This window comes from Actinacidiphila glaucinigra, assembly GCF_900188405.1.
GTDB lineage: Bacteria > Actinomycetota > Actinomycetes > Streptomycetales > Streptomycetaceae > Actinacidiphila > Actinacidiphila glaucinigra.
Window position 1 is genome coordinate 401591 of sequence record NZ_FZOF01000002.1, and the last position, 26730, is coordinate 428320.

30 protein-coding genes are annotated in these 26730 nt (G+C 73.5%); 17 read left to right on the top strand and 13 right to left on the bottom strand.

All coding sequences use genetic code 11. The features are described from left to right. Positions 1–230: 230 nt before the first annotated feature. The gene (locus tag CHF15_RS05790; RefSeq protein ID WP_089222507.1) at positions 231–1691 is read left to right on the top strand and encodes an alpha,alpha-trehalose-phosphate synthase (UDP-forming); all 1461 of its coding nucleotides are present in this window, start codon (positions 231–233) and stop codon (positions 1689–1691) included. Positions 1692–1719: 28 nt separating this feature from the next. Here CHF15_RS05790 and CHF15_RS05795 read toward each other — a convergent pair whose 3' ends face one another. Further along, positions 1720–3063 (bottom strand): MFS transporter, encoded by a 1344-nt coding sequence (locus CHF15_RS05795; protein ID WP_089222508.1) that lies wholly within the window; start codon positions 3061–3063, stop codon positions 1720–1722. Between the two features lie 196 nt (positions 3064–3259). Beyond that, entirely contained in the window at positions 3260–3925 is a 666-nt protein-coding gene (locus CHF15_RS05800) for a TetR/AcrR family transcriptional regulator (protein WP_089222509.1), read from the bottom strand. A 131-nt stretch (positions 3926–4056) separates the two neighbouring features. Between CHF15_RS05800 and CHF15_RS05805 the strand changes: the two genes are divergently transcribed. After that, positions 4057–4944, top strand: a complete 888-nt coding sequence (locus CHF15_RS05805) for a shikimate dehydrogenase (RefSeq protein WP_089222510.1) — start codon at positions 4057–4059, stop codon at positions 4942–4944. 36 nt (positions 4945–4980) lie between these two features. After that, complete coding sequence (locus tag CHF15_RS05810; protein ID WP_089222511.1) at positions 4981–6786, top strand: bifunctional sugar phosphate isomerase/epimerase/4-hydroxyphenylpyruvate dioxygenase family protein; 1806 nt, start codon at positions 4981–4983, stop codon at positions 6784–6786. A 28-nt stretch (positions 6787–6814) separates the two neighbouring features. Here the strand turns inward: CHF15_RS05810 and CHF15_RS05815 are convergent, their stop codons facing one another. Further along, complete coding sequence (locus CHF15_RS05815) at positions 6815–7219, bottom strand: hypothetical protein (protein WP_089222512.1); 405 nt, start codon at positions 7217–7219, stop codon at positions 6815–6817. Beyond that, positions 7216–7608: an ATP-binding protein gene (locus CHF15_RS05820; protein WP_245938678.1), complete on the bottom strand. Its 393-nt coding sequence runs from the start codon at positions 7606–7608 to the stop codon at positions 7216–7218. Before CHF15_RS05820 ends, CHF15_RS05815 begins: the two co-directional genes overlap by 4 nt. Before the next feature lie 114 nt (positions 7609–7722). On the opposite strand from CHF15_RS05820, the gene CHF15_RS05825 reads away from it, so the two are divergent. From CHF15_RS05825 to CHF15_RS05850, 6 genes are all read left to right on the top strand, one after another. Then, on the top strand, positions 7723–8538 hold the full coding sequence (locus CHF15_RS05825; RefSeq protein ID WP_245938679.1) for a helix-turn-helix domain-containing protein: 816 nt from the start codon (positions 7723–7725) through the stop codon (positions 8536–8538). After that, positions 8535–8768, top strand: a complete 234-nt coding sequence (locus CHF15_RS05830) for a DUF397 domain-containing protein (protein ID WP_089222514.1) — start codon at positions 8535–8537, stop codon at positions 8766–8768. Before CHF15_RS05825 ends, CHF15_RS05830 begins: the two co-directional genes overlap by 4 nt. Before the next feature lie 75 nt (positions 8769–8843). Further along, complete coding sequence (locus CHF15_RS05835; protein WP_089222515.1) at positions 8844–9758, top strand: hypothetical protein; 915 nt, start codon at positions 8844–8846, stop codon at positions 9756–9758. Positions 9759–9796: 38 nt separating this feature from the next. Further along, positions 9797–10012 carry a type II toxin-antitoxin system VapB family antitoxin gene (locus CHF15_RS05840; RefSeq protein ID WP_089222516.1) on the top strand — a complete coding sequence of 72 codons (216 nt, stop codon included), beginning with the start codon at positions 9797–9799 and terminating at the stop codon, positions 10010–10012. Beyond that, positions 10009–10425 carry a PIN domain nuclease gene (locus CHF15_RS05845; RefSeq protein ID WP_089222517.1) on the top strand — a complete coding sequence of 139 codons (417 nt, stop codon included), beginning with the start codon at positions 10009–10011 and terminating at the stop codon, positions 10423–10425. Before CHF15_RS05840 ends, CHF15_RS05845 begins: the two co-directional genes overlap by 4 nt. A 174-nt stretch (positions 10426–10599) precedes the next feature. Further along, positions 10600–11058 carry a hypothetical protein gene (locus CHF15_RS05850; protein ID WP_143681526.1) on the top strand — a complete coding sequence of 153 codons (459 nt, stop codon included), beginning with the start codon at positions 10600–10602 and terminating at the stop codon, positions 11056–11058. 82 nt (positions 11059–11140) lie between these two features. Here CHF15_RS05850 and CHF15_RS05855 read toward each other — a convergent pair whose 3' ends face one another. After that, on the bottom strand, positions 11141–11353 hold the full coding sequence (locus CHF15_RS05855) for a hypothetical protein (RefSeq protein WP_089222519.1): 213 nt from the start codon (positions 11351–11353) through the stop codon (positions 11141–11143). Positions 11354–11487: 134 nt separating this feature from the next. Here CHF15_RS05855 and CHF15_RS05860 point away from each other — a divergent pair, with 134 nt between their 5' ends. Together CHF15_RS05860 and CHF15_RS05865 are read left to right on the top strand one after the other, a co-directional pair. After that, on the top strand, positions 11488–12588 hold the full coding sequence (locus CHF15_RS05860) for a sensor histidine kinase (protein WP_089222520.1): 1101 nt from the start codon (positions 11488–11490) through the stop codon (positions 12586–12588). 56 nt (positions 12589–12644) lie between these two features. Next, entirely contained in the window at positions 12645–13259 is a 615-nt protein-coding gene (locus tag CHF15_RS05865; protein WP_245938704.1) for a response regulator, read from the top strand. A gap of 167 nt (positions 13260–13426) precedes the next feature. Here CHF15_RS05865 and CHF15_RS05870 read toward each other — a convergent pair whose 3' ends face one another. Next, on the bottom strand, positions 13427–13642 hold the full coding sequence (locus CHF15_RS05870) for a hypothetical protein (protein WP_089222522.1): 216 nt from the start codon (positions 13640–13642) through the stop codon (positions 13427–13429). Between the two features lie 118 nt (positions 13643–13760). On the opposite strand from CHF15_RS05870, the gene CHF15_RS05875 reads away from it, so the two are divergent. Further along, complete coding sequence (locus CHF15_RS05875) at positions 13761–14621, top strand: SDR family NAD(P)-dependent oxidoreductase (protein ID WP_089222523.1); 861 nt, start codon at positions 13761–13763, stop codon at positions 14619–14621. Here the strand turns inward: CHF15_RS05875 and otsB are convergent. Then, complete coding sequence (otsB, locus tag CHF15_RS05880; protein WP_089222524.1) at positions 14582–15478, bottom strand: trehalose-phosphatase; 897 nt, start codon at positions 15476–15478, stop codon at positions 14582–14584. The genes CHF15_RS05875 and otsB overlap by 40 nt on opposite strands. A 703-nt stretch (positions 15479–16181) precedes the next feature. After that, a complete protein-coding gene (locus CHF15_RS05885) occupies positions 16182–16448 on the bottom strand; it encodes a DUF3263 domain-containing protein (RefSeq protein ID WP_089222525.1) in 267 nt (88 codons plus the stop codon). 171 nt (positions 16449–16619) lie between these two features. Between CHF15_RS05885 and CHF15_RS05890 the strand changes: the two genes are divergently transcribed. The 3 genes from CHF15_RS05890 (at position 16620) to CHF15_RS05900 (ending at position 19701) form a co-directional block, all read left to right on the top strand. Continuing rightward, positions 16620–17534: an ROK family protein gene (locus CHF15_RS05890; protein WP_089222710.1), complete on the top strand. Its 915-nt coding sequence runs from the start codon at positions 16620–16622 to the stop codon at positions 17532–17534. Further along, entirely contained in the window at positions 17477–18670 is a 1194-nt protein-coding gene (gene nagA, locus CHF15_RS05895) for an N-acetylglucosamine-6-phosphate deacetylase (protein WP_410169620.1), read from the top strand. Before CHF15_RS05890 ends, nagA begins: the two co-directional genes overlap by 58 nt. 89 nt (positions 18671–18759) lie before the next feature. Further along, entirely contained in the window at positions 18760–19701 is a 942-nt protein-coding gene (locus tag CHF15_RS05900) for a 1-phosphofructokinase family hexose kinase (RefSeq protein WP_089222527.1), read from the top strand. 34 nt (positions 19702–19735) lie between these two features. Here CHF15_RS05900 and CHF15_RS05905 read toward each other — a convergent pair whose 3' ends face one another. Further along, a complete protein-coding gene (locus tag CHF15_RS05905) occupies positions 19736–20734 on the bottom strand; it encodes a carbohydrate-binding protein (RefSeq protein WP_089222528.1) in 999 nt (332 codons plus the stop codon). Positions 20735–20950: 216 nt separating this feature from the next. On the opposite strand from CHF15_RS05905, the gene CHF15_RS05910 reads away from it, so the two are divergent. Continuing rightward, a complete protein-coding gene (locus tag CHF15_RS05910) occupies positions 20951–21964 on the top strand; it encodes an SAM-dependent methyltransferase (protein WP_089222529.1) in 1014 nt (337 codons plus the stop codon). Positions 21965–21984: 20 nt separating this feature from the next. After that, positions 21985–23127 (top strand): NADH-quinone oxidoreductase subunit D, encoded by a 1143-nt coding sequence (locus CHF15_RS05915; protein WP_089222530.1) that lies wholly within the window; start codon positions 21985–21987, stop codon positions 23125–23127. A gap of 39 nt (positions 23128–23166) precedes the next feature. Here the strand turns inward: CHF15_RS05915 and CHF15_RS05920 are convergent, their stop codons facing one another. From CHF15_RS05920 to CHF15_RS05935, 4 genes are all read right to left on the bottom strand, one after another. Then, the gene (locus tag CHF15_RS05920) at positions 23167–24159 is read right to left on the bottom strand and encodes a hypothetical protein (protein WP_089222531.1); all 993 of its coding nucleotides are present in this window, start codon (positions 24157–24159) and stop codon (positions 23167–23169) included. Between the two features lie 155 nt (positions 24160–24314). Further along, positions 24315–25280, bottom strand: coding sequence for an ABC transporter substrate-binding protein (locus tag CHF15_RS05925; protein ID WP_089222532.1), 966 nt, complete (start codon positions 25278–25280; stop codon positions 24315–24317). Then, on the bottom strand, positions 25277–25987 hold the full coding sequence (locus tag CHF15_RS05930) for an ABC transporter permease (protein WP_089222711.1): 711 nt from the start codon (positions 25985–25987) through the stop codon (positions 25277–25279). The genes CHF15_RS05925 and CHF15_RS05930 overlap by 4 nt, the downstream gene beginning before the upstream one ends. Further along, on the bottom strand, positions 25987–26667 hold the full coding sequence (locus tag CHF15_RS05935) for an ABC transporter permease (protein ID WP_089222533.1): 681 nt from the start codon (positions 26665–26667) through the stop codon (positions 25987–25989). The genes CHF15_RS05930 and CHF15_RS05935 overlap by 1 nt, the downstream gene beginning before the upstream one ends. Positions 26668–26730 lie beyond the last annotated feature (63 nt).

The window sequence follows — 26730 nt, forward strand, 5'->3', positions numbered from 1 at the left end:
GGGTGTCTCCCCCAGCCTGGCGGCTGGGAGGTGCCCCCACGTGTGCACGCCGGTGGGTGGGGTGCGCCCACCCTCCCCCAGCCTTCGGCCGGGGGACCCCCATGCCCAGGGACGGCTGCCCGCAGCCCCCAGGCCGAACCTGCGGCGACCCGCAACCGGGCGAGGCCGGAAACCCCCGGCTGGGCTAGCTCGTACGTTTGCCGTCAGGCATGCGTGGCTAGGCTGGCCGCATGGTCGCATCGCATGCCGCGCGCGTTCTGGTCGCGTCCAACCGCGGCCCCGTGTCGTACAGCCTCCGCGAGGACGGCACGCTCGCTCCCCGCCGCGGCGGCGGCGGACTCGTGTCGGGCCTGAGCGCCATCGGGCCGGACGCGGACGCCGTCTGGGTCTGCGCGGCCCTCGGCGACGGGGACCGGGCCGCCGTACTGCGCAGTGCCGGGGGCGCGGGCCGGCTGTCCACCGCCGACACCGACGGCCAGCACGTACGGATGCTGGACATCCCGGCGGACACCTTCGCGTCGGCCTACAACGGCATCGCCAACTCGGTCCTGTGGTTCGTCCACCACATGCTGTTCCAGACCCCGCTGGAGCCCGTCTTCGACGAGGACTTCCGTGACCAGTGGGCGGCGTACGTGGCGTACAACGCCGCCTTCGCCGACGCGCTCGCCGACGAGGCGGGCAAGGGCGCGGCCGTGCTGGTGCAGGACTACCACCTGGCGCTGGTGCCGCAGCTGCTCCGCTCGCGCCGCCCCGACCTGCGCATCGGCCACTTCTCGCACACCCCGTGGGCCCCGCCGGACTACTTCCGCCTGCTGCCGGACGACGTCGCCGCGGAGGTGCTGAGCGGCATCCTCGGCGCCGACCGGGCCTGTTTCCTGACCCGCCGCTGGGCGGACGCCTTCGCCGCGTGCTGCGCGGACGTGCTGGGCGCCTCCGTCATCCGCGACGCGGGCAGCCTCACGATCACCTACAGGGGCCGCACCACGCGGATCGGGGTGCACGGCCTCGGCGCGGACGCCGACTTCCTGCGGGAGCGGGCGCACCGGCCGGACGTGGACGAGCGCCTGGCGGCGCTGCAGGAGGCGGTGGGCGGCCCGGACCGCAAGGTCATCGTGCGCGTGGACCGCACCGAGCTGTCGAAGAACATCGTGCGCGGTCTGCTCGCGTACGCGCAGCTGCTGCGCGACCACCCCGAATGGCAGGGGCGCGTGGTGCACATCGCCTTCGCCTACCCCTCCCGCCACGACCTGGCCGTCTACCGGGAGTACACGGACGAGGTCTCCGATCTGGCCGAGGAGATCAACGAGGAGTTCGCGACGCCGGGCTGGCAGCCGGTGGTCCTGCACGTCAAGGACGACTTCGCGCGCTCCCTGGCCGCCTACCGCCTGGCGGACGTCGCCCTGGTCAACCCGATCCGCGACGGCATGAACCTGGTGGCCAAGGAGATCCCGGTCGTCTCGGACGACGGCGTGGCGCTGGTGCTCTCCCGCGAGGCGGGGGCGTACGAGGAGCTGGGCGACGACGCGTTCGTGGTCAACCCGTACGACATCCGGGCCACGGCCAACGCCCTCCACCAGGCGCTGTCCGTGTCGCACGGCGAGCGGGCCGAGGCCACCAAGCGACTCGTGGCGGCCTCGACGGCGCTCCCCCCGCAGCAGTGGTTCCTGGACCAGCTCCGGGCACTGGGTTAGAGCGGGCCCGGGCGGGCCGGGGCCGGGGCTACGCCTCGACCGGTGTCCGGTCCGGCGCGGGGCGGCCCTCGCGCAGGCCCAGCCGTTCGCTCGGCACCTTGTGGGTCTCGCGGGCGGTGAGCGCGGCGAGCACCGGGGGCACGCAGAGGGCGGCGGTGAACAGGGCGACCGCGCCCCAGTCGTCGCCGTCGGGGCCGGCGATCTGCGCGGCGAAGGTGACCGCGAACCCGGCGATGGCGAAGCCGATCTGGGTGCCGAGCGCCATGCCCGAGAGGCGGACGCGGGTGGCGAACATCTCGCCGTAGAAGGACGGCCACACGCCGTTGGCGGCGCTGTAGACGACACCGAAGGCGAGCACGCCGAAGAGCAGGACCAGCGGGTACGAGCCGGTGGAGATCGCCCACAGGTAGGCGGCCATCATCACGGCGCTGCCGGCCGCGCCCGCGAGGTAGACGGGGCGCCGGCCGACGCGGTCGGAGAGGTGGGCCCACAACGGGATGGCGCCGAGGGCGGCGAGGTTGGCCAGGGCGCCGACCCACAGCATGTCGGAGCGGTCCAGGCCCACCGCGTCACTGGTCGCGTAGGCCAGCGCCCAGACGGTGAAGATGGTGCTCACGGACGCGACGAGGGCGCCGGCGATCACCCGCAGGACGTCCGCCCAGTGGTCGCGGAGCAGGACGAGCAGCGGCATCCTGGCGACGCCCTCGGCCGCGGCGGCCTGCTGCACGAAGGCCGGGGTCTCCTCGACGTTGCGGCGGATGAACCAGCCGACGACGGCGACCGCGACGCTCAGCCAGAACGGTATCCGCCAGCCCCAGATGAGGAGTTGGTCCTCGGGCAGGGACGCGACGGGGATGAAGACGAGGGTGGCCAGCAGCTGCCCGGCCTGGGTGCCGTTGAGCGTGAAGCTGGTGAAGTAGCCGCGGCGGTGCGGCGGTGCGTGCTCCAGGGTCATCGAGTTGGCGCTGGCCTGCTCCCCGGCGGCGGAGATCCCCTGCAGGACGCGGAGCAGGACGAGGAGCACCGGGGCCGCGCCGCCGATCTGCGCGCGGGTGGGCAGGCAGCCGATGAGGAACGTCGACACGCCCATCAGCAGCAGCGTGAAGAGCATGATCCGCTTGCGTCCGAGGCGGTCCCCGAAGTGGCCGAGGAAGAGCGCGCCGAAGGGGCGGGCGGCGTAGGCGACTCCGAACGTGGCGAGCGACAGCAGGGTCGCCGTGGCCGGGTCCGACTCGTCGAAGAAGACCTTCGGGAAGATCAGCGCGGCGGCGCTGCCGTAGATGAAGAAGTCGTAGTACTCCAGCGCGCTGCCGATCCAGGCCGCGAGTGCGGCCTTGCGCGGCTGGCCCTGATGGGCTGCGGGGACGGTCACGGCGGTGCTCCTTCGGGAGGGACCGGCCGGGGCGCGGACGGAGACCCCGGCTAATTAACCCACTGGATAGTTAATAGCGGGTGGCTACGGATGGTGGGGCAGCCTCTCCCGGGTGTCAAGGGGTCGCGTCGGAGGATCGGCGGACGGTACGCGGGCGATCGGCGGACGGGCGCCGGGCGATCCGGGCGCCGGGCGGTCAGCCGGCCGTGCGCTCCGCCGTCAGATAGGCGATCACCATGTCGCCGAGCATCGTCCGGTAGTGCTCGCGGCGGTCCGCGGCGACCAGGTCGCGGTCGAACAGGGCCCCGAAGGTGTGCCGGTTGGCGACCCGGAAGAAGCAGAAGGAGCTGATCATCGCGTGCAGGTCGACGGCGTCGACGTCGGCCGTGAACAGACCGGACCTGCGGCCGGCCGCCAGGATGCGGCGCAGCACGTCGATGGCGGGCGAACTGAGCGCGCTGAGCTGCTCCGAGGCGGCCATGTGCTCGGCCTCGTGGATGTTCTCGATGCTCACCAGCCGGATGAAGTCCGGGTGCGCCTCGTGGTGGTCGAAGGTCAGCTCGGCGAGCCGGCGGATGGCGGCCACCGGGTCCAGGTGGTCCACGTCGAGGTCCTGCTCGGCCTGCCGGATCACGGAGTAGGCGCGCTCCAGCACGGCCGTGAACAGCTGCTCCTTGCCGCCGAAGTAGTAGTAGATCATCCGCTTGGTGGTGCGGGTGCGGGCGGCGATCTCGTCGACCCGGGCCCCGGCGTAGCCGGCGCGGGCGAACTCCTCCGTGGCCACGTCGAGGATCTCGTTGCGGGTGCGGGCCGCGTCGCGCGTCCGCCCGCCCGCCCGCGCCGGCTGTTCCGCAGTGGCCATCCGCTTCCTTCGCTCGGTCCCGTGCTCGCGATTGTAGGGGGGCGTCCGGACGGCCGGTCTTCCCACTGCCGCCCCGCCCTGATATTACTAACGAACCAGTTCGTACATTAATCGAGGATCGAGGAGTCACGGTGCCCCAGGACTCGTATCTCGTCGGCCTGATCGGCTCCGGCATCGGCCCCTCGCTCAGCCCCGCGCTCCATGAGCGCGAGGCGGTCCGCCAGGGCCTGCGCCTGGTCTACCGGCTGCTCGACCTCGACGTGCTCGGCGTCCCGCCCTCCGCGGTCGGCCGCCTCGTACGGGCCGCGCGGGACACGGGCTACGACGGGCTGAACATCACCCATCCCTGCAAGCAACTGGTGATCGAGCACCTCGACGCGCTCTCCCCGCAGGCGGAGGCGCTCGGCGCCGTGAACACCGTGGTCTTCCGGGACGGCCGCGCCACCGGCCACAACACCGATGTGACCGGCTTCGCCACCTCCTTCGCCCGCGGCCTGCCCGACGTTCCCATGGAGAGCGTCGTGCAGCTCGGCGCGGGCGGCGCGGGGGCCGCCGTCGCCCACGCGCTGCTCACCCTCGGCACCGGGCGGCTCACCGTCGTGGACGCCCTCGCGGACCGCGCGGCGGACCTCGCGGCCGCCCTGGAGCGGCACTTCGGCCCCGGCCGGGCGGCCGCCAGGGTACCCGCCGGGCTGCCCGCGCTCCTGCCCCCCGCCGACGGCCTGGTGCACGCCACCCCCACCGGCATGGCCGCCCACCCCGGACTGCCGCTACCGGCACGGCTGCTGCGTCCGCGGCTGTGGGTCGCGGAGGTGGTCTACCGGCCGCTGGAGACGGAACTGCTGCGCACCGCCCGCGCGTCGGGCTGCGCCACGCTCGACGGCGGCGGCATGGCCGCCTTCCAGGCCGCGGACGCCTTCCGGCTCTTCACCGGCCGTGAACCCGGCAGCGCCCGGATGCTCGCCGACATCGCGGAACTCGCCGCGGGCGCCCCCGGCGCCGCCGGTGCGTGGAACTGAGGCGTCCGAGACCCACCGCGGCAAGGAGGAACCCCCGTGCGCACGTCCATCGCCACCGTCTCGCTCAGCGGCCCCCTCACCGAGAAGCTCGGCGCGGCCGCCCGCGCCGGGTTCGACGGTGTGGAGATCTTCGAGAACGATCTGCTGGCCGCGCCGATCGGCCCGGAGGAGATCCGGGCGCGTGCCGCCGACCTCGGGCTGGCCATCGACCTCTACCAGCCCCTGCGCGACGTCGAGGCGGTGCCCGAGGACGTCTTCGCCCGCAACCTGCGCCGGGCGGAGCACAAGTTCCGGCTGATGCGGCGGCTCGGCGCGGACACCGTGCTGGTCTGCTCCAGCGTCTCGCCGCTCGCCCCGGACGACGACGCGCTCACCGCCGACCAGTTGCGCAGGCTGGCGGAGCTGGCCGCGGAGCACGGGGTCAAGGTCGCCTACGAGGCCCTGGCATGGGGCCGTCGGGTGAACACCTACGACCACGCCTGGCGCATCGTCGAGGCCGCGGACCACCCGGCGCTCGGGGTGTGCCTGGACAGCTTCCACATCCTCGCCAAAGGCTCCGACCCCAAGGGCATCGAGGACATCCCCGGCGGGAAGATCTTCTTCCTCCAGCTGGCCGACGCCCCGCCGATGGCGATGGACGTGCTCCAGTGGAGCCGCCACTACCGGTGCTTCCCCGGGCAGGGCGGCCTCGACGTCGCCGGGCTGGTGCGGCACGTCCTGCGCGCCGGGTACGAGGGGCCGCTCTCCCTGGAGGTCTTCAACGACGTCTTCCGCCAGGCGGACGCGGGCCGCACCGCCGTGGACGCCCAGCGTTCGCTGCGGCTGCTGCAGGAGGCGGTCGGCACCGACGCGCCGCCCCCGCCCGTGGTGCCCGCCGGGATCGCCTTCGCCGAACTCGTGACGCCCGACACCGAGCCGCTCACCGCGCTGCTGGGGGCACTCGGCTTCACCCGCACCGCCCGGCACCGCGGCAAGCCGGTCGAGCTGTGGCAGCAGGGCGAGGCCCGCGTCCTGCTCAACACCGCGCCCGCCGAGGGGCGGGAGGGCCGGGGGCCGGAACTCGCCGCGGTCGGCCTGGAGTCCCCCGACCCGTCCGGCGCCGCCCGGAGGGCGGAGGCGATGCTGGCGCCGGTCCTGCCCCGCCGCCGCGCCCCCGGGGACGCGCCGCTCGACGCGGTGGCCGCGCCCGACGGCACCGAGCTGTTCTTCGTGGCCACCGACACCACGGGAACCGAGGGCTGGCTCGCCGACTTCACGCCGCTGGGCCCCGGCGGGACCGCGGACGGGGGCGCCGGCATCCGGCGCGTCGACCATCTGGCGCTCACCCAGCCGTGGCACCGCTTCGACGAGGCCGCGCTCTTCCACCGCGGCGTGCTCGGGCTCCGCCCGCAGGAGAGCGTCGACGTCGCCGACCCCTACGGGCTGCTGCGCAGCCGTGCCGTCACGAGCCCCGACGGCGGCGTCCGCATCGTGCTGAGCGTGGGCCCCGCGCCCTCCGACGACCGGACGGCGCACGCCCAGCACATCGCCCTGGCCACGGACGACCTCGTCGCCACCGCGCGCCGCATCCGGGCCGCGGGCGGCCGCCTGCTCGCCGTTCCGGCGAACTACCACGAGGACCTCGCGGCGCGGTTCGACCTCACCCCCGACGAGCTGGAGACCTACCGCGAACTGGGCATCCTCTACGACCGCGACGCCCACGGCGCCTTCCTGCACTGCTACACCGAGACGGTGGGCCGCGTCTTCTTCGAGGTCGTCCAGCGTGCCGCCTACCGCGGCTACGGGGCCGCCAACGCCCCCGTCCGCCTCGCCGCGCAGCACGCGGGCCGGCTGATCGGCTGAGCCGGGGCGGCGTCGCCGGCGGCCCCGGTCAGCGGGAGCGCGAGGGCGCCCGCCGGCTGATCCCCAGCCGGATGCGCCCGCCGGTCGTGCCCAGGGCCAGGTACAGCTCCACCTCCGGCAGCGGAGCGCGCCGGGCGAGCGGGTCGAGCCCCACGACGAGCGCGACCGGTCCGCCGCCCGCGACGAAGGCGGACCACCGCTCACCGGCCGCGACCTCCAGCAGCGCCCCGCCGTCCGCGCCGCGCACCATGGCCCGCCCGGGGCCGCCGACGGTGATCCGCTCGCCGAGCTCCGGCAGCCGCCGCCCGGGCTCGGCGAGCCCGAGGAGCGCGGCGAGTTCCGCCGTGCCGCGCCCCTGCGGGTGGGCCAGCAGCAGGAACGCCACCGGCCCGAACGCCGTGTCGTCCAGCCAGGTCCACGAGGCGGGCCTCACCGCAGCACCACCCACACCTGCTTGCCGTCGGGCGTCGGACGTACGCCCCACCGGTGGGCCGCCGCCGCGATCAGGTGCAGGCCGCGCCCGCGTTCGGCCGCCCAGTCCGCCGGCCCGGGGGCCGGGACCGGCAGGACGGGCGAACGGTCGCTGACCGCGGCCCGCACCCCCTCCGCGGCCAGGTCGTCCAGGGTCAGCTCGCACTCCGGGGAGCCCGCGTGCCGGTGCACGTTGGCGAGTATCTCCGTGACGCACAGCACGGCGGCGGGCGCCAGGTCCTCGCGCCCCCAGGCGCGGAGCTGTTCGCTCACGGCACGGCGGACCTCGGCGATGCGGGCGGGCTCGGCGACGACGCGCATCGCCGCCGCGGGTGGAGATTCCTGCGTCATGGGTCCAACGGTTCCCTGCTCTGGCTAGCCTGACCAGGGCGGATCTGACCCCTGGTCAGTTGTGTCGGGGCCGGTCCGCGGCTGTGTACGGCGTGTGTACCGGGAGGTGGTGCCGTGTCCGCGAAGGGCGAGGGCTCGGCCAGCATGCGGATGTTCGGCTCCGTGGCGCGGTCCCTGCGGGAGGCCCGCGGGGTCTCGACCGACGAACTGGCTGCGCACGTGGGCTACTCGAAGTCGCTGGTCGTCAAGATCGAGCGCGGCGAGCGGATGCCGCCGCCGGCGTTCGTGGAGAAGGCGGGAGTCCTGCTGGGCGACGGCGGCGGGGTGCTGCGGTCCGCGGCGTGCCATCTGGAACGGGCCGAGTTCCCCTCCTGGTTCGAGGAGTACGCGGAGCTGGAACGGGCGGTGGTGAGCCTCTACACCTACGACACGCATGTCATCAACGGCCTGCTGCAGACCGAGGAGTACGCCCGTGTCGTGCTCGGCTCCTACTGCCCGACGCTGGAGAGCGAGGAGGTCGAGCGCCGCGTACGCGCCCGGCTGGCCCGGCAGTCGCTCCTGACCCGCGCCCCGGCGCCGCAGCTCGCCTTCGTCATCGAGGAGTGGGTGCTGCGCCGCCCGGTCGGCGGACGGGCAGTCCACCGGAGCCAGTTGGGACGGCTGCTGGAGGCCGCCGCGCTGCGCCATGTCACGGTGCAGGTGATGCCGCTCTCCCACACGGCGCACGCGGGTTTCGACGGACCGATGCACCTGCTGGAGACCCCGGATCTGCGGCTGCTCGCCTATCTCGAAGTCCAGGGCCGCAGCGTGCTGGTGGACGGCCGGAACGAGGTCAGCAAACTCCACCAGCGCTATGCGATGATCCGCTCACAGGCCCTCAGTGTGGGGGACTCCGCCAGAGTGATCGAGCAGATTGCGGGGGAGCTATGACATCCCGACTCGCCTGGTACAAGAGCAGTTTCAGCGGCAGCGAGGGCGGCGCCTGCGTCGAGGTCGCCCGTGCCCCCGGCGCCGTGCACGTGCGGGACTCCAAGGACCCCGCCGGACCCGCGCTGGCCTTCACCGGCGAGGCCTGGACGGCGTTCGTCGCCTTCGTCGCGGACAACACCGGGACACCCGGTAGAGTAATCGGCCGATCACGCTTCGTGCCCAGCGCATGAAGCGGCCCCCGTGGTGCGCCAACACCGGGCGGGGGCCTACACCTACGAGGCCTATCCCGCCAAGGAGCCCCGCAAATGATCCGCCATGCTATCCCGCCGACCCGTTTCTTCTCCCAGACGCCGAACGACCTCATCCGCCATCCGCGCCTGAACGGCACCGCCGTACGACTGCTGCAGTGGGCGCTCTCGCTGCCGGAGGGGTCCCGGGAGACCCTGCAGTCCATCGGCGAGAAGATGCCCGAGGGGCGCATCGCCCTGCGCCGGGCCCGGCAGCAGCTGGAGGCGGAGGGCTATGTGCACACCCGCCGCACCCAGAGCCCCGAGACCGGCCACTGGACGACCCGGGTGCTCGTCTCCAATGTGCCGTTGCGCGACCCCGAGGAGATCGAGGCGGCCTTCGCCGCTCCGGGTGGCAGCATCCTGACCGCCGGTGCGCCGTCCGTACGGGCCGTCGGCACATCCCCCAAGGGGGAGAACAAGGAGGAGGAGAACACCTCCCACCCCGAGCCCCCCGCCGACGAGTCGCTGGTCGCCCGCGCGGCGGCCGCGCTGCAGCGCCTTGGCCGGCGGGAGGCCAGGCTCGCCCTCGGCGTGGCCGAGGCCGTCCGGCTGGCCCCGCTCGCCGCCCGATGGTTGGCCAACGGGGCAAGCGAGCTGGAACTGCGCACCGCCCTGTCCTCCGGGCTGCCGCACACCGTCCACTCACCCGCCGGCTTCGTCGCCCGGCGACTGCGCGACAAGCTCCCCGCACCGCGCCCCGCCCGCGACCCCGCCGCCCCGGCGGCCCCGCTCCCCGAATGCCCCGGCTGCGGCGACCCGCTGCCCCCCGGCCGGACCGGCCCCTGCCCGCCCTGCTCCACCGCCGCCCCCGCATCCGACGCCCCGTCGGGTGCTCCGCGCGGCGCATCGCTGGTCCGCGCGGGCATCGTGCGGCAACGGCCCCACGTGAAGCCGTCGGCGGCCGCCGATATCATCTACGGCTCATTTTGATATCGTTGAGTCGGACACCCATGCCGGAGGAGGCTCGAATGACCCGCACCGTCATAGACGTCGACGACCAGATGCTGGCGGAGGCGGCCGAGATCTTCGGGACCACGACCAAGGTCGCCACGGTGAACGCCGCCCTGGAGGACGCGATCAAGCGCCGCAAGCGCGCCTCGTTCCTCAACTGGCTGGAGGATGGCGGCCTTCCGGACCTCACCGGCGAGGTCGCGTCAGCGGACGACCCGAACCGGGCCGCATGAGGGACCGCTTCCTCATCGACAAGTCCGCCCTTGCGCGCTACCCGAAACCTTCGGTGAAGGCCGTGATCGAGCCTCTCCACAACGCGGGGCTGCTCGCCGTCTGCGGCGCCGTCAAACTGGAGGTGCTGCACAGCGCACGGTCCAAGGCCGACGCGGACCGCATCCGCGACGGGATGCGGGGATTCGACTGGCTGCCCACACCCGACGAGGCCTGGGACCGTGCGCTGGACGTACAGACGGGCCTCATCGCCGCGGGCAACTGGAAGGCCCTCTCCCTCGCGGACCTGATCATCGCGGCGACCGCAGAGCGGCACGGCGCGACCGTCCTGCACTACGACGGCGACTTCGACACGATCGCCGGCGTCACCGGCCAACCCGTGCGATGGGTGGTCCCGCCCGGGACGGCCGACTGAGTGACGTTCCGCCGCTCCGTCAGATCGCGGCCCGGGCACCGTTCATCCTCTTTGGTCACCCAAAGTGCGGAACACCTCGCACAAGGTGACGATGAGCGCAATCGCTTCGACCCGGAGCGAGCTCCTTCCGTCATCTTCGAAGGCAGAGAGATGAACATACGAGCGAAGAAGACCATGTCCGGTCGACCCCGTCGTAAGGTGCTTTGGGGCGTCGCCGGAACCATGACGGTCGCCGCCGCGGTCGTCACGACCACCGCATTCGTTGGCCCCACTGACGCCTCCGCCGCCGCGCGCACCACCGCGGTCGCCGACGAGGCCGCCGGAAACCCCGTCCAGGGCAATGGCAACCGTGACAACTTCGGGCGGCTGAGGACCGCCGAGTTCCTGGGTGTCTCCGTCATCGTGCCCTCGGGCACCACGCAGACCGTCTCGGCGCGCTGCCCCTCGCGCACCGAGGTCACCGGCGGTGGCTTCGTCCTCAGCAGCACCGACCTGGCCGTGCTGACGAGCCAGCGGTCCGGCAACGGCTGGACGGTCACCGTCCGGAACAGGAACGGCATGACCATCCCCGCCCCCACCGCCCGCGCCGTCGTGGAGTGCGCGGCGATCGTCCGGGACAACAACAACTGGTGACCCCACCCCTTCCACGTGCCACCGCCCCGGCCCCCCGTCACACAGGAACGGGGGACCGGGGCGGGCCGTGCGCGACCGGACGTCAGGCGCGCTTGCCCGCCGACTCCGCCGCGAAGAGGACCGCGACGCCCAGCACGACCAGGAGGACGCACACGTAGATCTCGTAGCCGTCCAGGAAGCCGATCCGGTGCGTCAGCGCCCACAGCCGGAACCAGCCGCCGGTGAGTTGGCAGACGATGCCGCCGATGCCCTGGGAGAGCAGTACGAAGCCGAGGAAGCCGAGGAATCCCTTCATGCCACGAGGCTAGGGAGCGACCGCCCGCGCCGGCTGTCGGCGAAAGTCGCCGATCGCGCGGGGGCTGTCGTCCGAAAGTCTCGACTTGGGGCGCGGGGGTGGTGCCCGCGCGCCGGGACCGTACATTCGGTGGAATGGGACGCGTACGGAAGGGCCTCGTCGCCGACATCGCGGTCTTCCTCGGTGCGGCGGTCTTCTCCGTGCTGTCCATGGACGGGGTGGGCGCCTCGATCGGCCCCGTCGAACAGGCCGTCAGCGCGGCCGCGTGCGCGGCCCTGTTCCTGCGGCGGCGGTGGCCGGTGCAGCTTGCGGTGGTGCTGCTGGTGGCCGGGTGGTTCGCGCACCTGGTCGGCGGCCCGACCGCGGTGGCGGTCTTCACCGTGGCGGCGTACCGGCCGCTGCGCACGACGGCCTGGGTGGCGGCCCTGGCGTTCGCGCCGCTGCCGCTGTTCGTGGCGCGGGGCCCCGACCCGGACCTGCCGGAGACCGGCTCGGCGATGACCTTCTTCGTGATCATGGCGGGTTCGATCGGCTGGGGGCTCTACGTGCGCTCCCGGCGCCAGCTGCTGGCCTCGTACGCCGAGCGCGGGCGGCGGCAGGCCCGCGAGGAGATCGCGCGGGAGATGCACGACGTGCTGGCGCACCGGCTGTCGCTGCTGAGCGTCCACGCGGGAGCGCTGGAGTTCCACCCGGGTGCCTCCCCCGCGGAGATCGAGCGGGCCGCCGGGGTGATCCGGGAGAGCGCGCACCAGGCGCTGGACGACCTGCGCGGCATCATCGGCGTCCTGCGCGAGCCGGCCGGGCCCGCCGCGGCGGACGGCGCGGGCGGACGGCCGCAGCCCACGCTGGCGGACGTGCGGCGGCTGGTGGAGGAGTCGCGGGACGCCGGGATGCGGATCGTGCTGGAGGCGGACGGCGACGCCGTGTCGGCGGCCGCCCCCGCCGCCTCGGGGCGCACCGCCTACCGCATCGTGCAGGAGGGGCTGACCAACGCCCGCAAGCACGCCCCCGGCACGGAGGTGACCGTGCGGCTCGCCGGCGGTCCCGCGCGGGGCCTGACGGTCGAGGTCAGCAACCCGGTGCCGGCCGCGGCGGCCGTGGTGCCCGCCATCCCCGGCGCCGGGCAGGGGCTGATCGGGCTGACGGAGCGGGCCTCGCTCGCCGGGGGCGACCTGGAGCACGGCCGCTCCGGCGGTGACTTCCGGGTGCGCGCCTGGCTACCGTGGGCGGCGTGAGGACGGTGCGGCTGCTGCTGGTGGACGACGACCCGCTGGTGCGGGCGGGGCTGCGGATGATGCTCGGCGGGGCGCCGGACATGGAGGTCGTCGCCGAGGCGGCGGACGGCGGCGAGGTCGCGGCGCTGGTCCGGGAGCACTCCCCCGACGTGGTGCTGATGGACATCCGCATGCCCACCGTGGACGGGCTCACGGCCACCGAGGCGCTGCGGGCGCGGCCGGGCGCGCCGGAGGTGATCGTGCTCACCACCTTCAACACCGACGATCACGTGCTGCGGGCGCTGCGCGCCGGCGCCGCGGGGTTCGTCCTGAAGGACACATCGCCCCGCGAGATCGTCGAGGCGGTACGGAGGGTGGCGGCCGGCGAACCGGTGCTGTCCCCCGCGGTGACACGGCAGTTGATCGCCCAGGTCGCCGGCTCCGACCCCGAGGGCGGACGCGGCGCGCGGTCCACCGCCCGGCGCAGGCTCGCCTCGCTGGGCGAGCGGGAGCACGAGGTCGCCCTCGCCATCGGGGAGGGCCGGTCCAACGCGGAGATCGCGGCCGGGCTCCACATGAGCGTGCCGACGGTGAAGACCCACGTCTCCCGCATCCTCGGCAAGCTCGGCCTGAACAACCGCGTCCAGATCGCCGTCCTCGTCCACGACGCGGGCCCCCCGGGCCGCGGCTGACGGGAGAGCGGGGCCGCGGTGCCCGCCCGACGACCCGCTCAGTCGATGAGCGACTGCACGGCGACGGTCAGCATGGCGAGCAGGACGACGGAACCACCGAACAGGAAGATCGACCCGATGACGAGGAGCACCACCCTCTGCGACGGGTTCGCCCGGAAGTACTCGCGTCACGTGAGCCCCGGGTGCATGAACGACCTCGTGATCTTGAGGTCGAACACGAGGGTGACACCGATGAGCAACGCCACGGCGCCGAGGCAGAGCCCGATGAGAAAGGCCGGCACCGCGCCCAACTGGCCCGCGCCCTGAGCCATTTCGCTCCCCAGTTCGAGCAAGCACGGCCGCCGACGGGCGTCGGCGGCCGAGATGTTGTCGCGGCAGGACACTCGGCGGAGACGAGCCCGCGCCACGGATCCGGGGTCGCTCCGGCCTGCCGTGTCTGCGGGGACGGAACGGCTGCCTAGGCTGCTGTCATCAGCACCCGCAGAGAGCGAGAACCACCGCATGGCCACCGGCACCCGCAGGACCGTCCTGATCACCGGCACCTCGTCCGGCATCGGCCTGGCCACCGCCGTCGCCGCCGCCCGGGCCGGCTGGAACGTCGTCGCGACCATGCGCGACCCCGGGAAGGGGGACGCCCTCGGCAAGGCCGCGGCCGCGGCGGCCGTCGCCGAGCACGTCCACGTCAGGCGGCTGGACGTGACCGACGCCCGGCTGGTCGCCGCGGTCGTGGAGGACGCCGTCGTGGAGTTCGGAGGCCTGGACGCGGTGGTCAACAACGCCGGCGCCGGGCACGTCGGCACGATCGAACTGGAGACGGTCGCGGACGTCCGCGCCACGATGGAGGTCAACTTCTTCGGCGTCGTCGAGGTCACCAAGGCCGCGATGCCGCACCTGCGCGCCTCGGGCGGGCGGCTGGTCACCGTCACCAGCGTGGGCGGCGTCGTCGGTCAGCCCTTCAACGAGGCCTACTGCGCGGCGAAGTTCGCGGTCGAGGGCTACATGGAGTCGCTCGCGCCCGTGGCGGCCGCGGTCGGGGTCACCGTCAGCGTCGTCGAACCGGGCGCGGTCGGCAGCGAGTTCGTCGCCAACCTCGGCGTCGACATCCCCGCGTACGCGGCGACCGCGGGACCCTACCGGCCCGCGTTCACCCACTACCTCGACCGCACCACGCAGGCGTTCGCGGCCGCCCAGACCATCGACGAGGCCGCGGCACCCATCGTCGCGGTCCTGGCCGCCGAGCGGCCGCCCTTCCGCGTCCAGACCTCGCCGAGGGCCCGGGAGTTCACGGGCGTGAAGCTCGCGGACCTCGACGGGTCCGCGGTTCAGTCGCTGACCGGCGGGTGGGTCTCGGCCCCGTCCTGACCGTCCCGCTCCTCAAGGGCGTCCGCGAGGGCGTCGACCAGCGCGACGACGCCCTCCGGGCCGTCCACGACGAGGTCGGCCCGGGCGGCCAGTTCGGCCACCTCCGCGCTGCCGCTGCACACCAGCACACCAGGGAGGCCGTCGGCGCGCCGCTTCTCCACGGCGCCGAAGGCGGCCAGGTCGCCCAGGTCGTCACCGGCGTACAGCACGGGACCGGCGCCGACCTCGCGCAGGTAGTCGTTGAGGGCCACGCCCTTGTCCATCCCGGGCGGCCGCAACTCCAGCACCATCCGGCCCGGCTCCACGATCAGCCCGTGGCGGTCGGCCAGTTCGCGCAGCGGCCCGCTCAGCGACTCGAACGCCGCCTGCGGATCCTGCGTGCGGCGCGTGTGGACGGCCACCGCGCGGCCCTTGTCCTCCACCCAGGTGCCCCGCCAGGCCCCGATCGCGTCCAGCACGCCCGGCAGTTCGGCCCGCACCGCGTTGACCCCGGGGTGCGTGCCGGGCGCCTTGACCTCGCCGGAACGGGCGTCCCAGCGCTCGGCGCCGTAGTGGCCCAGCACGACCATGTGCTCCAGCGCGGGCACGCCGGCGAAGCCTCCGTACCGCACGGCCACGCCCGCGGGGCGGCCCGTCACGACCACGACGGACCCGATCCGCGGCGCCAGCCGGGCCAGCGCGGCTGCGGCGCGGGGATGGGCCCGCGCGGCGTCCGGATCCGGCACGATCGGGGCCAGCGTCCCGTCGAAGTCCAGTGCCAGCACGGCCCTGCGGGGCTCCGCGAGCAGTGCGGCCAGGCCGTCCTTGCCCTCGGGCGTCGTCGGTACCGGCAGTTCGTCCCTGCGGCTGCGGCTCATGCCCCCGACCATACCGACCCCTGCGGGGGGCGTGCCCGGCGTACGGAAGCATCCCGCCTCCGGCGGTGTTCCCGGGGCCGGTCGGTGGGCGTGGTTGCGTGGGTGCTTCGGCTGTCCCGCCGTCTCGCGCCCTTCGGGCGCAAAGTGGCTGGCTGCGGACGGGAGGGTGGGGCACGGGGCTGGTCGGCGGTGCGCGGGTGGGTCGGTGGCGGGGGTTCAGGCTCCGGATCGGGTTCCCTCTCCGGTGCCTGGGGTCTCGTTGCCATCCGCGCGTGCAGATGGCCGCTTCCACGCCCACTCCCAGTGGTGGGCGCGCCCGCCGTGACCTGCGCCTGCGGCTGATTCGGGGTGCCCTTGAGGGTGGGTTGCGGGAGAGCGGGCTCGCTTTCGCTGATATAGACGGCGAAAGAGAGCCCGATCTCGGGGAAGCACCCGCAGACGCTGGTTACGGCAGGCGCGCCACGACGAACGGTAGGCGTGGAAGCGGCCATCTATGCGCGCGGACGGCAACGAGACCGGCACCACTGGAGGCGCGAACCGCTCCGGCGCCTGAACCCTGGCCACCCATCCACCCGCACCGCGTCGAGGAGAGCCACCCCCACCCTCCCGTCCGCAGGCAGCCGCTTTGCGCCCGAAGGGCGCGAGACGAACCCGCACCCGACCACCGGAACCCGCCCGTGCCTCCGGACAGCCGCCGGAGGCGTCAGCGGTGGGTGCGGTGGGTGTCGCGCGTGCGGCGGAGGCGGTTGACCGTGACGGGGTCGTGCGCGAGGGCACGGGGGTCGTCGAGGAGGGCGTTGAGCAGCTGGTAGTAGCGCGTGGGGGAGATGCCGAGGCGCTCGCGGATCGCGCGTTCCTTCGCGCCGGGGCCCGCCCAGGCGCGGCGGGCGATGTCGAGGACTGCGCGGTCCTGATCCGTCAGCCCGTCCCCGGGGGCGGCCGCGTCCGCCCCGCTCTCGTCCCGTTCCATCGGACAACCATATCCGCGGCGCCCGTGACCCCGCTGCGTGATGATCCGATCGCACGGAGTCCCCACCGGGGCGGCCCATGAGGTCTACACCACTCGCCTCGCGCGCGGTACGCGATCTCTTTCGACGAGTGGACTAGACCTTTTATGGTGTACCGCGCGACACTGTCCCCCGTGAGACACGTCATCGCCCTCGATGTGGGCGGCACCGGCATGAAGGCCGCGCTGGTCGCGACGGACGGCACGCTGCTGCACGAGGCTCGCCGTCCGACCGGCCGGGAGCGCGGCCCGGACGCCGTGGTCGAGTCCGTGCTCGACTTCGCCGCGGATCTCCGGGCGTACGGCGAAAGCGCTTACGGCGAGCCCGCCGCCGCGGCCGGCGTCGCCGTGCCCGGGCTGGTCGACGAGCGGGCCGGCGTCGCGGTCTACTCCGCGAACCTCGGCTGGCGCGACGCGCCCCTGCGGGACCTGCTCACCCACCGCCTCGACGGCACCCCCGTGGCCCTCGGCCACGACGTGCGCGCCGGCGGCCTCGCCGAGGGCCGGCTCGGCGCGGGGCGGGGCGCCGAGCGCTTCCTGTTCGTGGCCCTGGGCACCGGCATCGCCGGGGCGATCGGCATCGAGGGCCGCGTCGAGGCCACCGAGCTCGGGCACATCGTGGTCCGCCCCGGCGGCCCGCCCTGCGGCTGCGGGCAGCGGGGCTGCCTGGAGACCGCCGCCTCCGCCACCGCCGTGGCCCGCGCCTGGGAGGCCGCGGGCGGCGGCCCCGACACCGGTGCCGCCGGCTGCGCCGCCGCCGTCGAGGCCGGCGACCCCCGCGCGGCGGCCGTGTGGGACGAGGTCGTCGCCGCCCTCGCCGACGGCCTGGTCACCGGGATCACCCTGATGACCCCGGGCACGCTGATCGTGGGCGGCGGGCTCGCCGAGGCGGGCGACACCCTCTTCACACCGCTGCGGGCCGCCGTCGAGCGGCGGCTGACCTTCCAGCAACTCCCCCTCATCGTGCCGGCGACCCTCGGGGACACCGCCGGATGCCTGGGCGCAGGGCTGCTCGCCTGGGACCTTCTCTCCGTGGAGGTGACCGCTTGACTGCGGCAACTAGCGTGCTGACCGGTGCCCGTGTGGTGCTGCCGGGCGGCGTGGTCGAGGACGGCCGGGTGACCGTCGAGGGCCGCTCGATCATCGCGGACGACCCGCGCCGGTCGTCCACCCGCGATCTGACGGGACACTGGATCGTCCCCGGCTTCATCGACATCCACGTGCACGGCGGCGGCGGCGCGTCCTTCTCCTCCGGTGACGCCGAGGCCGTCCTCACCGGAATCGCGACCCACCGGCGGCACGGCACCACGACCCTGCTCGCCTCGACCGTGACCGGCGACCTGGACGACCTCTCCCGGCAGGCCGCGCTGCTGTCCGAGCTGGTCGAGCAGGGCGACCTGGCCGGCATCCACTTCGAGGGGCCGTTCATCTCCCCGCACCGGCGCGGCGCGCACAAGCCCTCGCTGCTGCGCGACCCGCACCCCTCGGACGTCCGCAAGCTGCTCGACGCCGCCCGGGGCACCGCCCGCATGGTCACCCTCGCCCCCGAACTGCCCGGCGGGCTCGACTCGGTGCGGATGCTGGCGGAGCACGGCGTCATCGCCGCCGTCGGCCACACCGACGCCGCCTACGAGGCCACCCTGCAGGCCGTCGAGGCGGGCGCCACCGTGGCGACGCACCTGTTCAACGCCATGCCCTCGCTGCTGCACCGTGCACCCGGCCCGATCGCCGCGCTGCTGGAGGACGAGCGGGTCACCGTCGAGCTCATCAACGACGGCGTCCACCTCCACCCGGCCGTCCTGGAGATGGCCTTCCGCAGCGCCGGCGCCGACCGGGTCGCCTTCATCACCGACGCCATGGACGCCGCCGGCTTCGGCGACGGCCGCTACCTGCTGGGCCCGATGGAGGTCGACGTCGTCGACGGCGTCGCCCGGCTCGTCGAGGGCGGCTCCATCGCGGGTTCCACGCTCACCCTGGACACGGCGTTCAAGCGGGCGGTGACCGTGGACGGTCTGCCCGTCGCCGACGCGGTGCGCGCGCTGAGCGCCAACCCGGCGCGGCTGCTGGGCGCGTACGACCGGATCGGCTCCCTGGAGCCGGGCAAGGACGCCGACCTGGTGGTCCTGGACGCGTCGTTCGACCTCGTGGGCGTGATGCGCAAGGGCAGCTGGGTCGTCGAGCCCTGACGGGACCCCGGCCGGCGGGGTCTGTGCCTGCGGGCGTTCCTTTGGCATGATCCCTTCCCATCGCACACGCTGTTCGAAGGGATCATGCGGTGATCGTCACCGTCACGCTGAACGCCGCCATCGACGTGACCTACCGCGTCCCCCGGCTGCGGCCGCACACCACCCACCGGGTGTCGGAGGCCGCGGAACGTCCCGGCGGCAAGGGGCTGAACGTCGCCCGCGTGCTCGCCGCGCTCGGCCACGAGGCCGTCGCGACCGGCTTCGCGGGCGGCGCCTCCGGGAACCGCCTGCGCGCCTATCTGGCGGAGACCGACGGCGTCACGGACGCCCTCGTGCCCACCTCCGGCAGCACCCGGCGGACGGTGGGCGTCGTGGACGAGTCGGGCGGCGACACCACGATGTTCAACGAGCCCGGGCCGACGATCACTTCGGAGGAGTGGGCGGCCTTCCTCGGCACCTACCGCACGTTCCTGGACGGCGGCACGACGCGCGCCGTGGCGCTGTGCGGCAGCCTGCCGCCCGGGCTGCCCGTCGGCTGCTACGCCGACCTCGTCAGGGACGCGCGCGCAGCGGGCGTCCCCGTACTGCTGGACACCAGCGGTGAGCCCTTGCGACGCGGCCTGGCCGCACGGCCCGACCTCGTCAAGCCCAACGCCGCCGAACTGACCGGACTCACCGGCGCGACGGAGCCCATGCGCGCCGCCCGCGACGCCCGCCGCCGCGGCGCCCGAGCCGTCGCCGCCTCGCTCGGCCCCGACGGGATGCTCGCCCTCGCCGAGGACGGCACCGTGTGGACCGCCAGGCCCCCGGCGCCCGTCCCCGGCAACCCGGCAGGCGCCGGCGACTCCGCCGTCGCCGCCCTGCTCTCCGGGCTCGTCGAGGGCCTCGACTGGCCGCGGCGCCTGGCCCGCGCCGTCGCCCTCTCGGCGGCCACCGTGGCGGCGCCGGTCGCGGGCGAGTTCGACCGCGGGGTGTACGAGGACCTGCTGGGGCGGGTCGACGTGATCAGTGAGGGCGACTCACGGCAGTAGCCCGCCGGTCAGGGCGGGCCACCGCCGGTTCAGCTCACCAGCCCTCGGGCTTCTGGCCCTTGTCCAGCAGCGCCAGCTGGTCGAGGTTGAAGTGGCAGGCGTCGCCCTGACCGCAGGTCACGGCGAGCGTGTTGCTCCCCTGCTTCAGGTCGAGGGTGACGAAGGAGCGGTACCAGTGGTTCCAGTCGCCCTCCTTGCCGTAGTTCCTCAGGTCCGGCTTGTAGCTCTGGGGCGACCCGTTGACCACGATCGTGGCGCTGGCCGAGTCCTTCTCCGCGTTGCCGTAGCGGATCCAGAAGTCGTACGAGCCGTCCTTCGGCACGTCGACAGTCCAGGTCGCCGACGCGCCCACCGCGTTCATGTTCTCGACGTACTTGCCGCCGGCCGCCAGGGTGCCCTTGTACTGGGAACCGATCCTCGCGCCGCCCGCCTTGACCAGCGTCGCCGCGTCGACGACACCCGTCTTGGTCGCGCTCGCCGGGGCCGTGGGCTCGCCGGAGTTGTCGCCCTTGCCGCCGTCGCTGCTCGCCGTCGGGGTCGGGGTGCTGCCCGCCTCGGGGCTGTCGTCGTCACCGCCCGCCATGGCGACGCCGATGCCGATCGCGACGGCGGCGACCACGGCGACGGCGCCGATCAGCAGGCCCTTGCTGTTGGGGCCGCCGGGGCGCGGGGTGGACGCGCGGCGGCTTCCGCCGCCGGCCGGTCCCGCCGGTCCGGAGGGTCCGCCGGGGCCCTGGGGGAACTGCTGGGTCGCCTGGGCGTGCTGCGCCTGCTGGGGCTGCGGCTGACCGTAGGCCGGCGGCTGCTGACCGTACCCGGCCTGCTGCTGCGGGTAGCCGTAACCGCCCTGCTGGGACTGCTGCGGCTGCTGCGGGCGCCGCTCACCGACCCGCTGCACCTGGTTGTACGAGGTGCGGGGCACACCGGGCTGGGCAGTAGCCGCCTGACCCGGCTCCTCGCCGTCCTGGCGGTACAGGTACGCGAAGGGGTCGTCACTCCCGGGCTCAGGAGCACCGTTGTCGCCGGCCGTCATCCGCTCTTCACCTTCCACTGCCTGTCGCTTGCACAGCACCTATCAGTACCGGGCCATCCGGCAAAAGGCGTGCGCTGTCCCGATGACCGATGTTCATGATCGATTCATCCGCGGCCGTCACGGGCGGACACACCTCTGACCACGGCACCCTACCTGGAACCGGTGATGGGCCGCTCAACCGTCCGAAGCCCCGGGTTGTGCGCATACGGTGGACGCGTGATCGACAGCACAGCCGCGTGGACGGGGTGGCGGGAGGCCACGGAACGGGCCCTGTACGGCCCGGGAGGCTTCTTCCGGCAGGAGCGCCCGGCCGCCCATTTCCGCACGTCGGTCCATGTCTCGCCGCTCTTCGCGGGGGCCGTGGCCCGGCTCCTGGAGCGCGTCGACGCGGACCTCGGGCACCCCGGCGAACTGGCCCTGGTGGACGTCGGCGCGGGCGCGGGGGAACTGCTCACGGGAGTACTCGATGTGGTTCCCGCCACGTTGGGCGCCCGACTGCGTCCGTACGCCGTGGAGAAGGCCCCGCGACCGGACGGCCTGGACGCCCGGGTGACCTGGTCCGAGGAGCTCCCGCGGGGCCTGCGGGGCCTGCTGTTCGCCAACGAGTGGCTGGACAACGTGCCGGTCGGAGTGGTGGAGACCGACGCGCACGGGGTACCCCGGCGCGTCCTCGTCCGCGCCTCGGACGGCGCCGAACGCCTCGGCGAACCGGCGGCCGGAGAGGACGCCGACTGGCTGCGCCGCTGGTGGCCGGTCGAGGGCGCGGAGGCCGGGACCAGGGCGGAGATCGGCCGCTGGCGGGATTCCGCCTGGGCTTCCGCGGTGGCCTCCCTGGAGGCCGGCCTCGCCGTCGCGGTCGACTACGGGCACCTGGCCGGGGCCCGCCCGCCGTACGGGACGCTCACCGCGTTCCGGGCGGGCCGCGAGCTCTCGCCGCCGGTGCCCGACGGCTCCTGCGACATCACGGCGCATGTGGCGATGGACGCCTGCGCGGGCCCCGGGGCGGTCCTGCGGACCCAGCGCGAGGCCCTGGGCGCCCTGGGGGTCACCGGGGGCCGTCCACCGCTCTCGCTGGCCTCCTCCGACCCCGCCGGCTATGTGCGCGCCCTGGCCCGCGCGGGCCAGGCGGCCGAACTCACCGACCCGTCCGGGCTCGGCGGCTTCCTCTGGCTGGAGCAGCCCGTGCCCGCGCCCGGGAAAGCCCCGGGGGGCACGCCCCCGGCCACGTAAAGGGATGGGAAACTGGGGCCATGACGGAGACCACGATCGGCATCGGCGGCGCGGCCGAGGGCACCGACATGGTGCTGAACATCGGCCCGCAGCACCCCTCGACACACGGTGTGCTGCGCCTGCGCCTGAGCCTGGACGGCGAGCGGATCGGCTCGGTCGAGCCGATCATCGGGTACATGCACCGGGGCGCCGAGAAGCTCTTCGAGGCCCGGGACTACCGCCAGATCATCATGCTGGCCAACCGGCACGACTGGCTCTCCGCCTTCTCCAACGAACTCGGCGTCGTGCTCGCCGTGGAGCGCATGCTCGGCATGGAGGTGCCCGAGCGCGCGGTGTGGACCCGCACGCTGCTCGCCGAACTGAACCGGGTGCTCAACCACCTGATGTTCCTCGGCTCCTACCCCCTCGAACTGGGCGGGATCACCCCGATCTTCCACGCGTTCCGCGAGCGCGAGGACCTGCAGGCGGTCATGGAGGAGGTCTCCGGCGGCCGCATGCACTACATGTTCAACCGCGTCGGAGGCCTCAAGGAGGACCTCCCCAACGGCTGGCACGGCCGGGTCCGCAGCGCCGTCGCCGAGGTGCGCTCGCGCATGGGCACCTTCGACGACCTCGTCCTGGGCAACGAGATCTTCCGCGGCCGCACCCGCGGCGTCGGCGTCCTCTCCGCGCAGAACGTGCACGCCTACGGGGTGAGCGGGCCGATCGCCCGCGCCTCGGGCGTCGACTTCGACCTGCGCCGGGACGAGCCCTACCTGGCCTACGGGGAGCTGGCGGACACCCTGAAGGTCCCCACCCGCACCGCGGGCGACTGCCTGGCCCGCTTCGAGGTGCTGCTGGAGCAGACCCACAACGCCCTTGACCTGGCCGACGCGTGCCTGGACCGGCTGGCCGAGCTGCCCCCGGGCCCCATCAACCAGCGGCTGCCGAAGGTGCTCAAGGCCCCCGAGGGCCACACGTACGCCTGGACCGAGAACCCGCTCGGGCTCAACGGCTACTACCTGGTGTCCAAGGGCGAGAAGACGCCGTACCGGCTGAAGCTGCGCTCGGCGTCCTACAACAACGTCCAGGCGCTGGCCGTGCTGCTGCCGGGCACACTGGTCGCCGACATGGTGGCGATCCTGGGCTCGATGTTCTTCGTCGTCGGCGACATCGACAAGTGACCGGCGGGCCGCCCCCGGGCGGCCCGTGGCCACCGGGTGTCAGGAGGAGCGGGCGCGCAGCTCGCTGAGGTCGAGCTGCTCGGTCTCGTCGTGCGCGGTCAGGTCGATGACCTCGGCCTGCTCGGCCACGGCCTCGTCCCCGACGACGTCGGCGAGGTCCGCGTCCGCGGGCGCCGTCTCGCCGGCCGCCTCCAGCTCCTGGGGGCGGGCCTTCTCGTTCTTCGTGCCGAAGAAGTCGAAGCCGCCCTGGGCGCGGCTGGCCTGCCGGTTGGGCCGGGCGTAGGGCAGCACGGCCGCGGCGACCGCCGGGACGAGCTTGGGCTGACGCACCGGCAGTGCCGGGTTGCTCCCACTGCCGCTGGTGGTGGCGTCGTCGGGACGGTCGCGCACCGCCGGGTCCAGCGCGTGCCTGCCCTGCGGCTCGTCGGTGTCCGCGAGGTCGCGGCGGCGGGCCTCCTCGACGGTGAGCGCGGCCTGCTGGCGGGCCCCGTTGCGCGACAGGTCACGCAGTGCGGCGGACGCCCGCAGGTACGCGGCCGGGCTGACCGGCGCCGTGTAGGGGACGGGAAGCGCGGAGCCGACCGCCTTCTTCGCGACGCGGCCGTCCTCCAGCGCACGGGCCCGCTCGGACTCGGCGGTGGCGTAGCGGCGCAGCAGGTCCGCGTGCTCCGAGCGGAGCCGGGCCAGTTCGGCGCGCTTGCCGCGCAGTTTGTTCTCCAGCTTGCCGCGCAGCTCGCGGGAGTCCTCGAGGTCCACCTCGAGCTCCGCGATCCGCTCGTCGGCACGCCACTCGTCGCGCACCCGCGCGGTCTTGAGGTCGGCGACCTGCTTGCCCGCGGCGCGGTCCCAACTGCGCAGCAGGAAGGCGCCGCCACCGGCGACACCTGCCGCCGCGACGACGAACACACGGAGCAGCACCGGATCACCGATCACCAGCGCGCCGACGGCGAGGGCCGCGGCCGAGCCGGCAACCGTCGCGGGCGGGAGCAGCCGGTGCAGCGGCTGGGAATGGCGGTGTCGTCCACGGGGCATGGTAGGGAACTTAGCGTGCCGGTGGGTCGTGTGGGGCCGCGGCATCCGATTTCTCACCGAACGCACAACGACAAATACGGAGGGCGCCCACGCGTATGCGAAACGTCACGCGAACGCCCTCCCGCCACCATTTATTCGATCTTGTCCACCGGGCCTCAGCCCTTCAGCAGACCCTTCGACTTCAGGTAATCCGCCGCGACGTCCTCGGGCTTCTTGCGCTCCGAGTCCACCTGCTTGTTCAGCCCGGCGAGGTCGGCCGTGGTCAGCACCTGGGTGAGCTTGTCGAGGGCGGCGGCGACGTCCGCCCCGCCGGCCTCCTTCGCGTTGACCACGGGCAGCAGGTTGTCGGCGTTCTGCAGGCCCTTGTCGTCCTCCAGCAGCACCAGGCCGAACTGGTCGAGGGTGGCGTCCGTCGTCGTGGTGAGCACCAGCTGGTCGGTGCCGTCCTTGACGGCCTGCTTGGCCTGGACGGTGCCGACGCCCTTGGCGTCGACCGACGTGACGTCTATGCCGTAGATCTTCTTCAGGCCGGGCGAGCAGAAGGGGCGGATCGAGCATTCCTCGCCCGCGGCGAGCTTGACCTTGATCTTCGACTTACCGAGGTCGGAAAGGGTCTTGAGGTCGTTCTTCTCCGCGAATTCCTTGGTGACCGCGAAAGCGTTCTGGTCGACGGCCTCCCCGGCCGGCAGCACCTTCAGCCCGAGCGGGCCGGCGAGTTCGGTGAGCGCCGTGACGGTGGCGTCGACGTCGGAGGAGGCGACGGGCGCGGCGTCCTTGCCGTTCACCTTCGCGTTGAGGAACTCCGCGAGGGTGGCCGCGTACTCGGGGACGACGTCGATCTGCCCCTTCTCCAGGGCCGGTTCGTACAGCTCGCGGTTGTCGACGGTCTTGATCGTGGTCTTGTAGCCGGCGTCGGTCAGCAACTGCGAGTACAGCTGCGCGAGGACCGTGCTCTCGGTGAACCCGGCGGAGCCGACGGTCAGGGAGCCCTTGCCGCCGCCGGCCTGTGAGCTTCCCCCTCCCCCGCTCTTCTCCAGGCTGTCGCCGCCGCAGGCCGCCAGGCCCGCGGAGAGGACCGCCACAGCGGCCAGGGCGGTGGCGGTGCGCAGGGCCTTGCTCATGTGAACTCCATCTGATGGGTGGAACGGGCAGGTCTTCGGGCAGGTCGGGACTTCCGTGCGGGGGACACCAGGCGCTGCAGCAACAGGAAGACTCCCTCCACGAGCAGGGCGAACGCGGCCACGAGCACCGCGCCCGCGACGACCTTCGGGGTGTCGAACTGGGCGAAGCCCGCCGTGACGATACGGCCGAGACCGCCCTCGCCGGGAATCGCGGCGAGCGTGGCGGTGGCGATGACCTGGACGGCGGCCGAGCGCACCCCGCTCATGACGAAGGGCGCCGCGAGCGGGAGCTCCACCCGGGCCAGCAGCTGGCCGCCGGTCATCCCCATGCCGCGGGCGGCCTCCACCGCGTCCCGGTCGACCTGGCGCATGCCGACGTAGGTGTTGGTGAGGAGCGGCGGTACGGCGAACAGCACCAGCGCGATGACGGTGGGCCAGTAGCGCGCCGAGTTCGTCGCGACGACGAGCAGCACCAGGATGGCGAAGGTGGGCACCGCCCGCCCGACGTTCGAGAGGTTCACGGCGAGCGCGCCGCCCTTGCCGAGGTGGCCGAGAAGGATCGCGACCGGCAGGGCCACGAGGCAGGCGATGGCCATCGACACGGAGGTCAGCGCCAGGTGCTCGCCGAGCCGCTGCAGCACCCCGTCGGTGCCGGTCCAGTTGGCGCCCGTGGTCAGCCAGTCCCAGGCGCCGGGGATCGTCCCCATCAGCCGGCCGCCTTCGCTGCCCTGGCCCACGGCGTGAGCAGCCGCTGCACCCCGAGCAGCAGCAGATCGGCGACGAGGGCGAACACCACGCAGATCACGGAAGCGGTGAGCACCTCCGCCTTGAAGAAGCTCTGCATGCCCTCCTTGATGAGATTGCCGAGACCCCCGTAGCCGATGATCGAGCCGACCGTGGTGAGGGAGACCGTGGCGACCGTGGCGATGCGCACGCCCGCCATCACCGCGGGCATCGCCAGCGGCAGCTCGACCTCCCACAGCAGGCGTATCGGTCCGTAGCCCATGCCGCGCGCGGCCTCCCGCGCGTCCTCGGGCACAGCGTCCAGACCGGCCAGGAAGTTCCTGACGAGGATGGTGAGCGAGTACAGGGTCAGGCCGGTGACGACCACCGACGCGGAGATCCCGAACACCGGCACCAGCAGCGAGAAGAGGGCCAGCGACGGGATCGTGTAGAGCACCGTCGTCACCCCCAGCACCGGCGTCGCGGCCGCCCGCCAGCGCCGGGCGAGCAGGGCCAGCGGCAGCGCGAGCAGAACACCCGCCGCCACCGACGCGGCGGTGATCCACAGATGCTCCACACTCGCGTCCACCAACTCCTGGCTGCGCGTGCGCACGAACTCGCCGCATATCCATTCGTTGGCCGCGAGACAGTCCTGTCCGGCCATGCGATGCCGCCTCCCCCGCCCGGTTCAGATCATGCAGGTGAGCGTAAACCCGGCCACGGACAT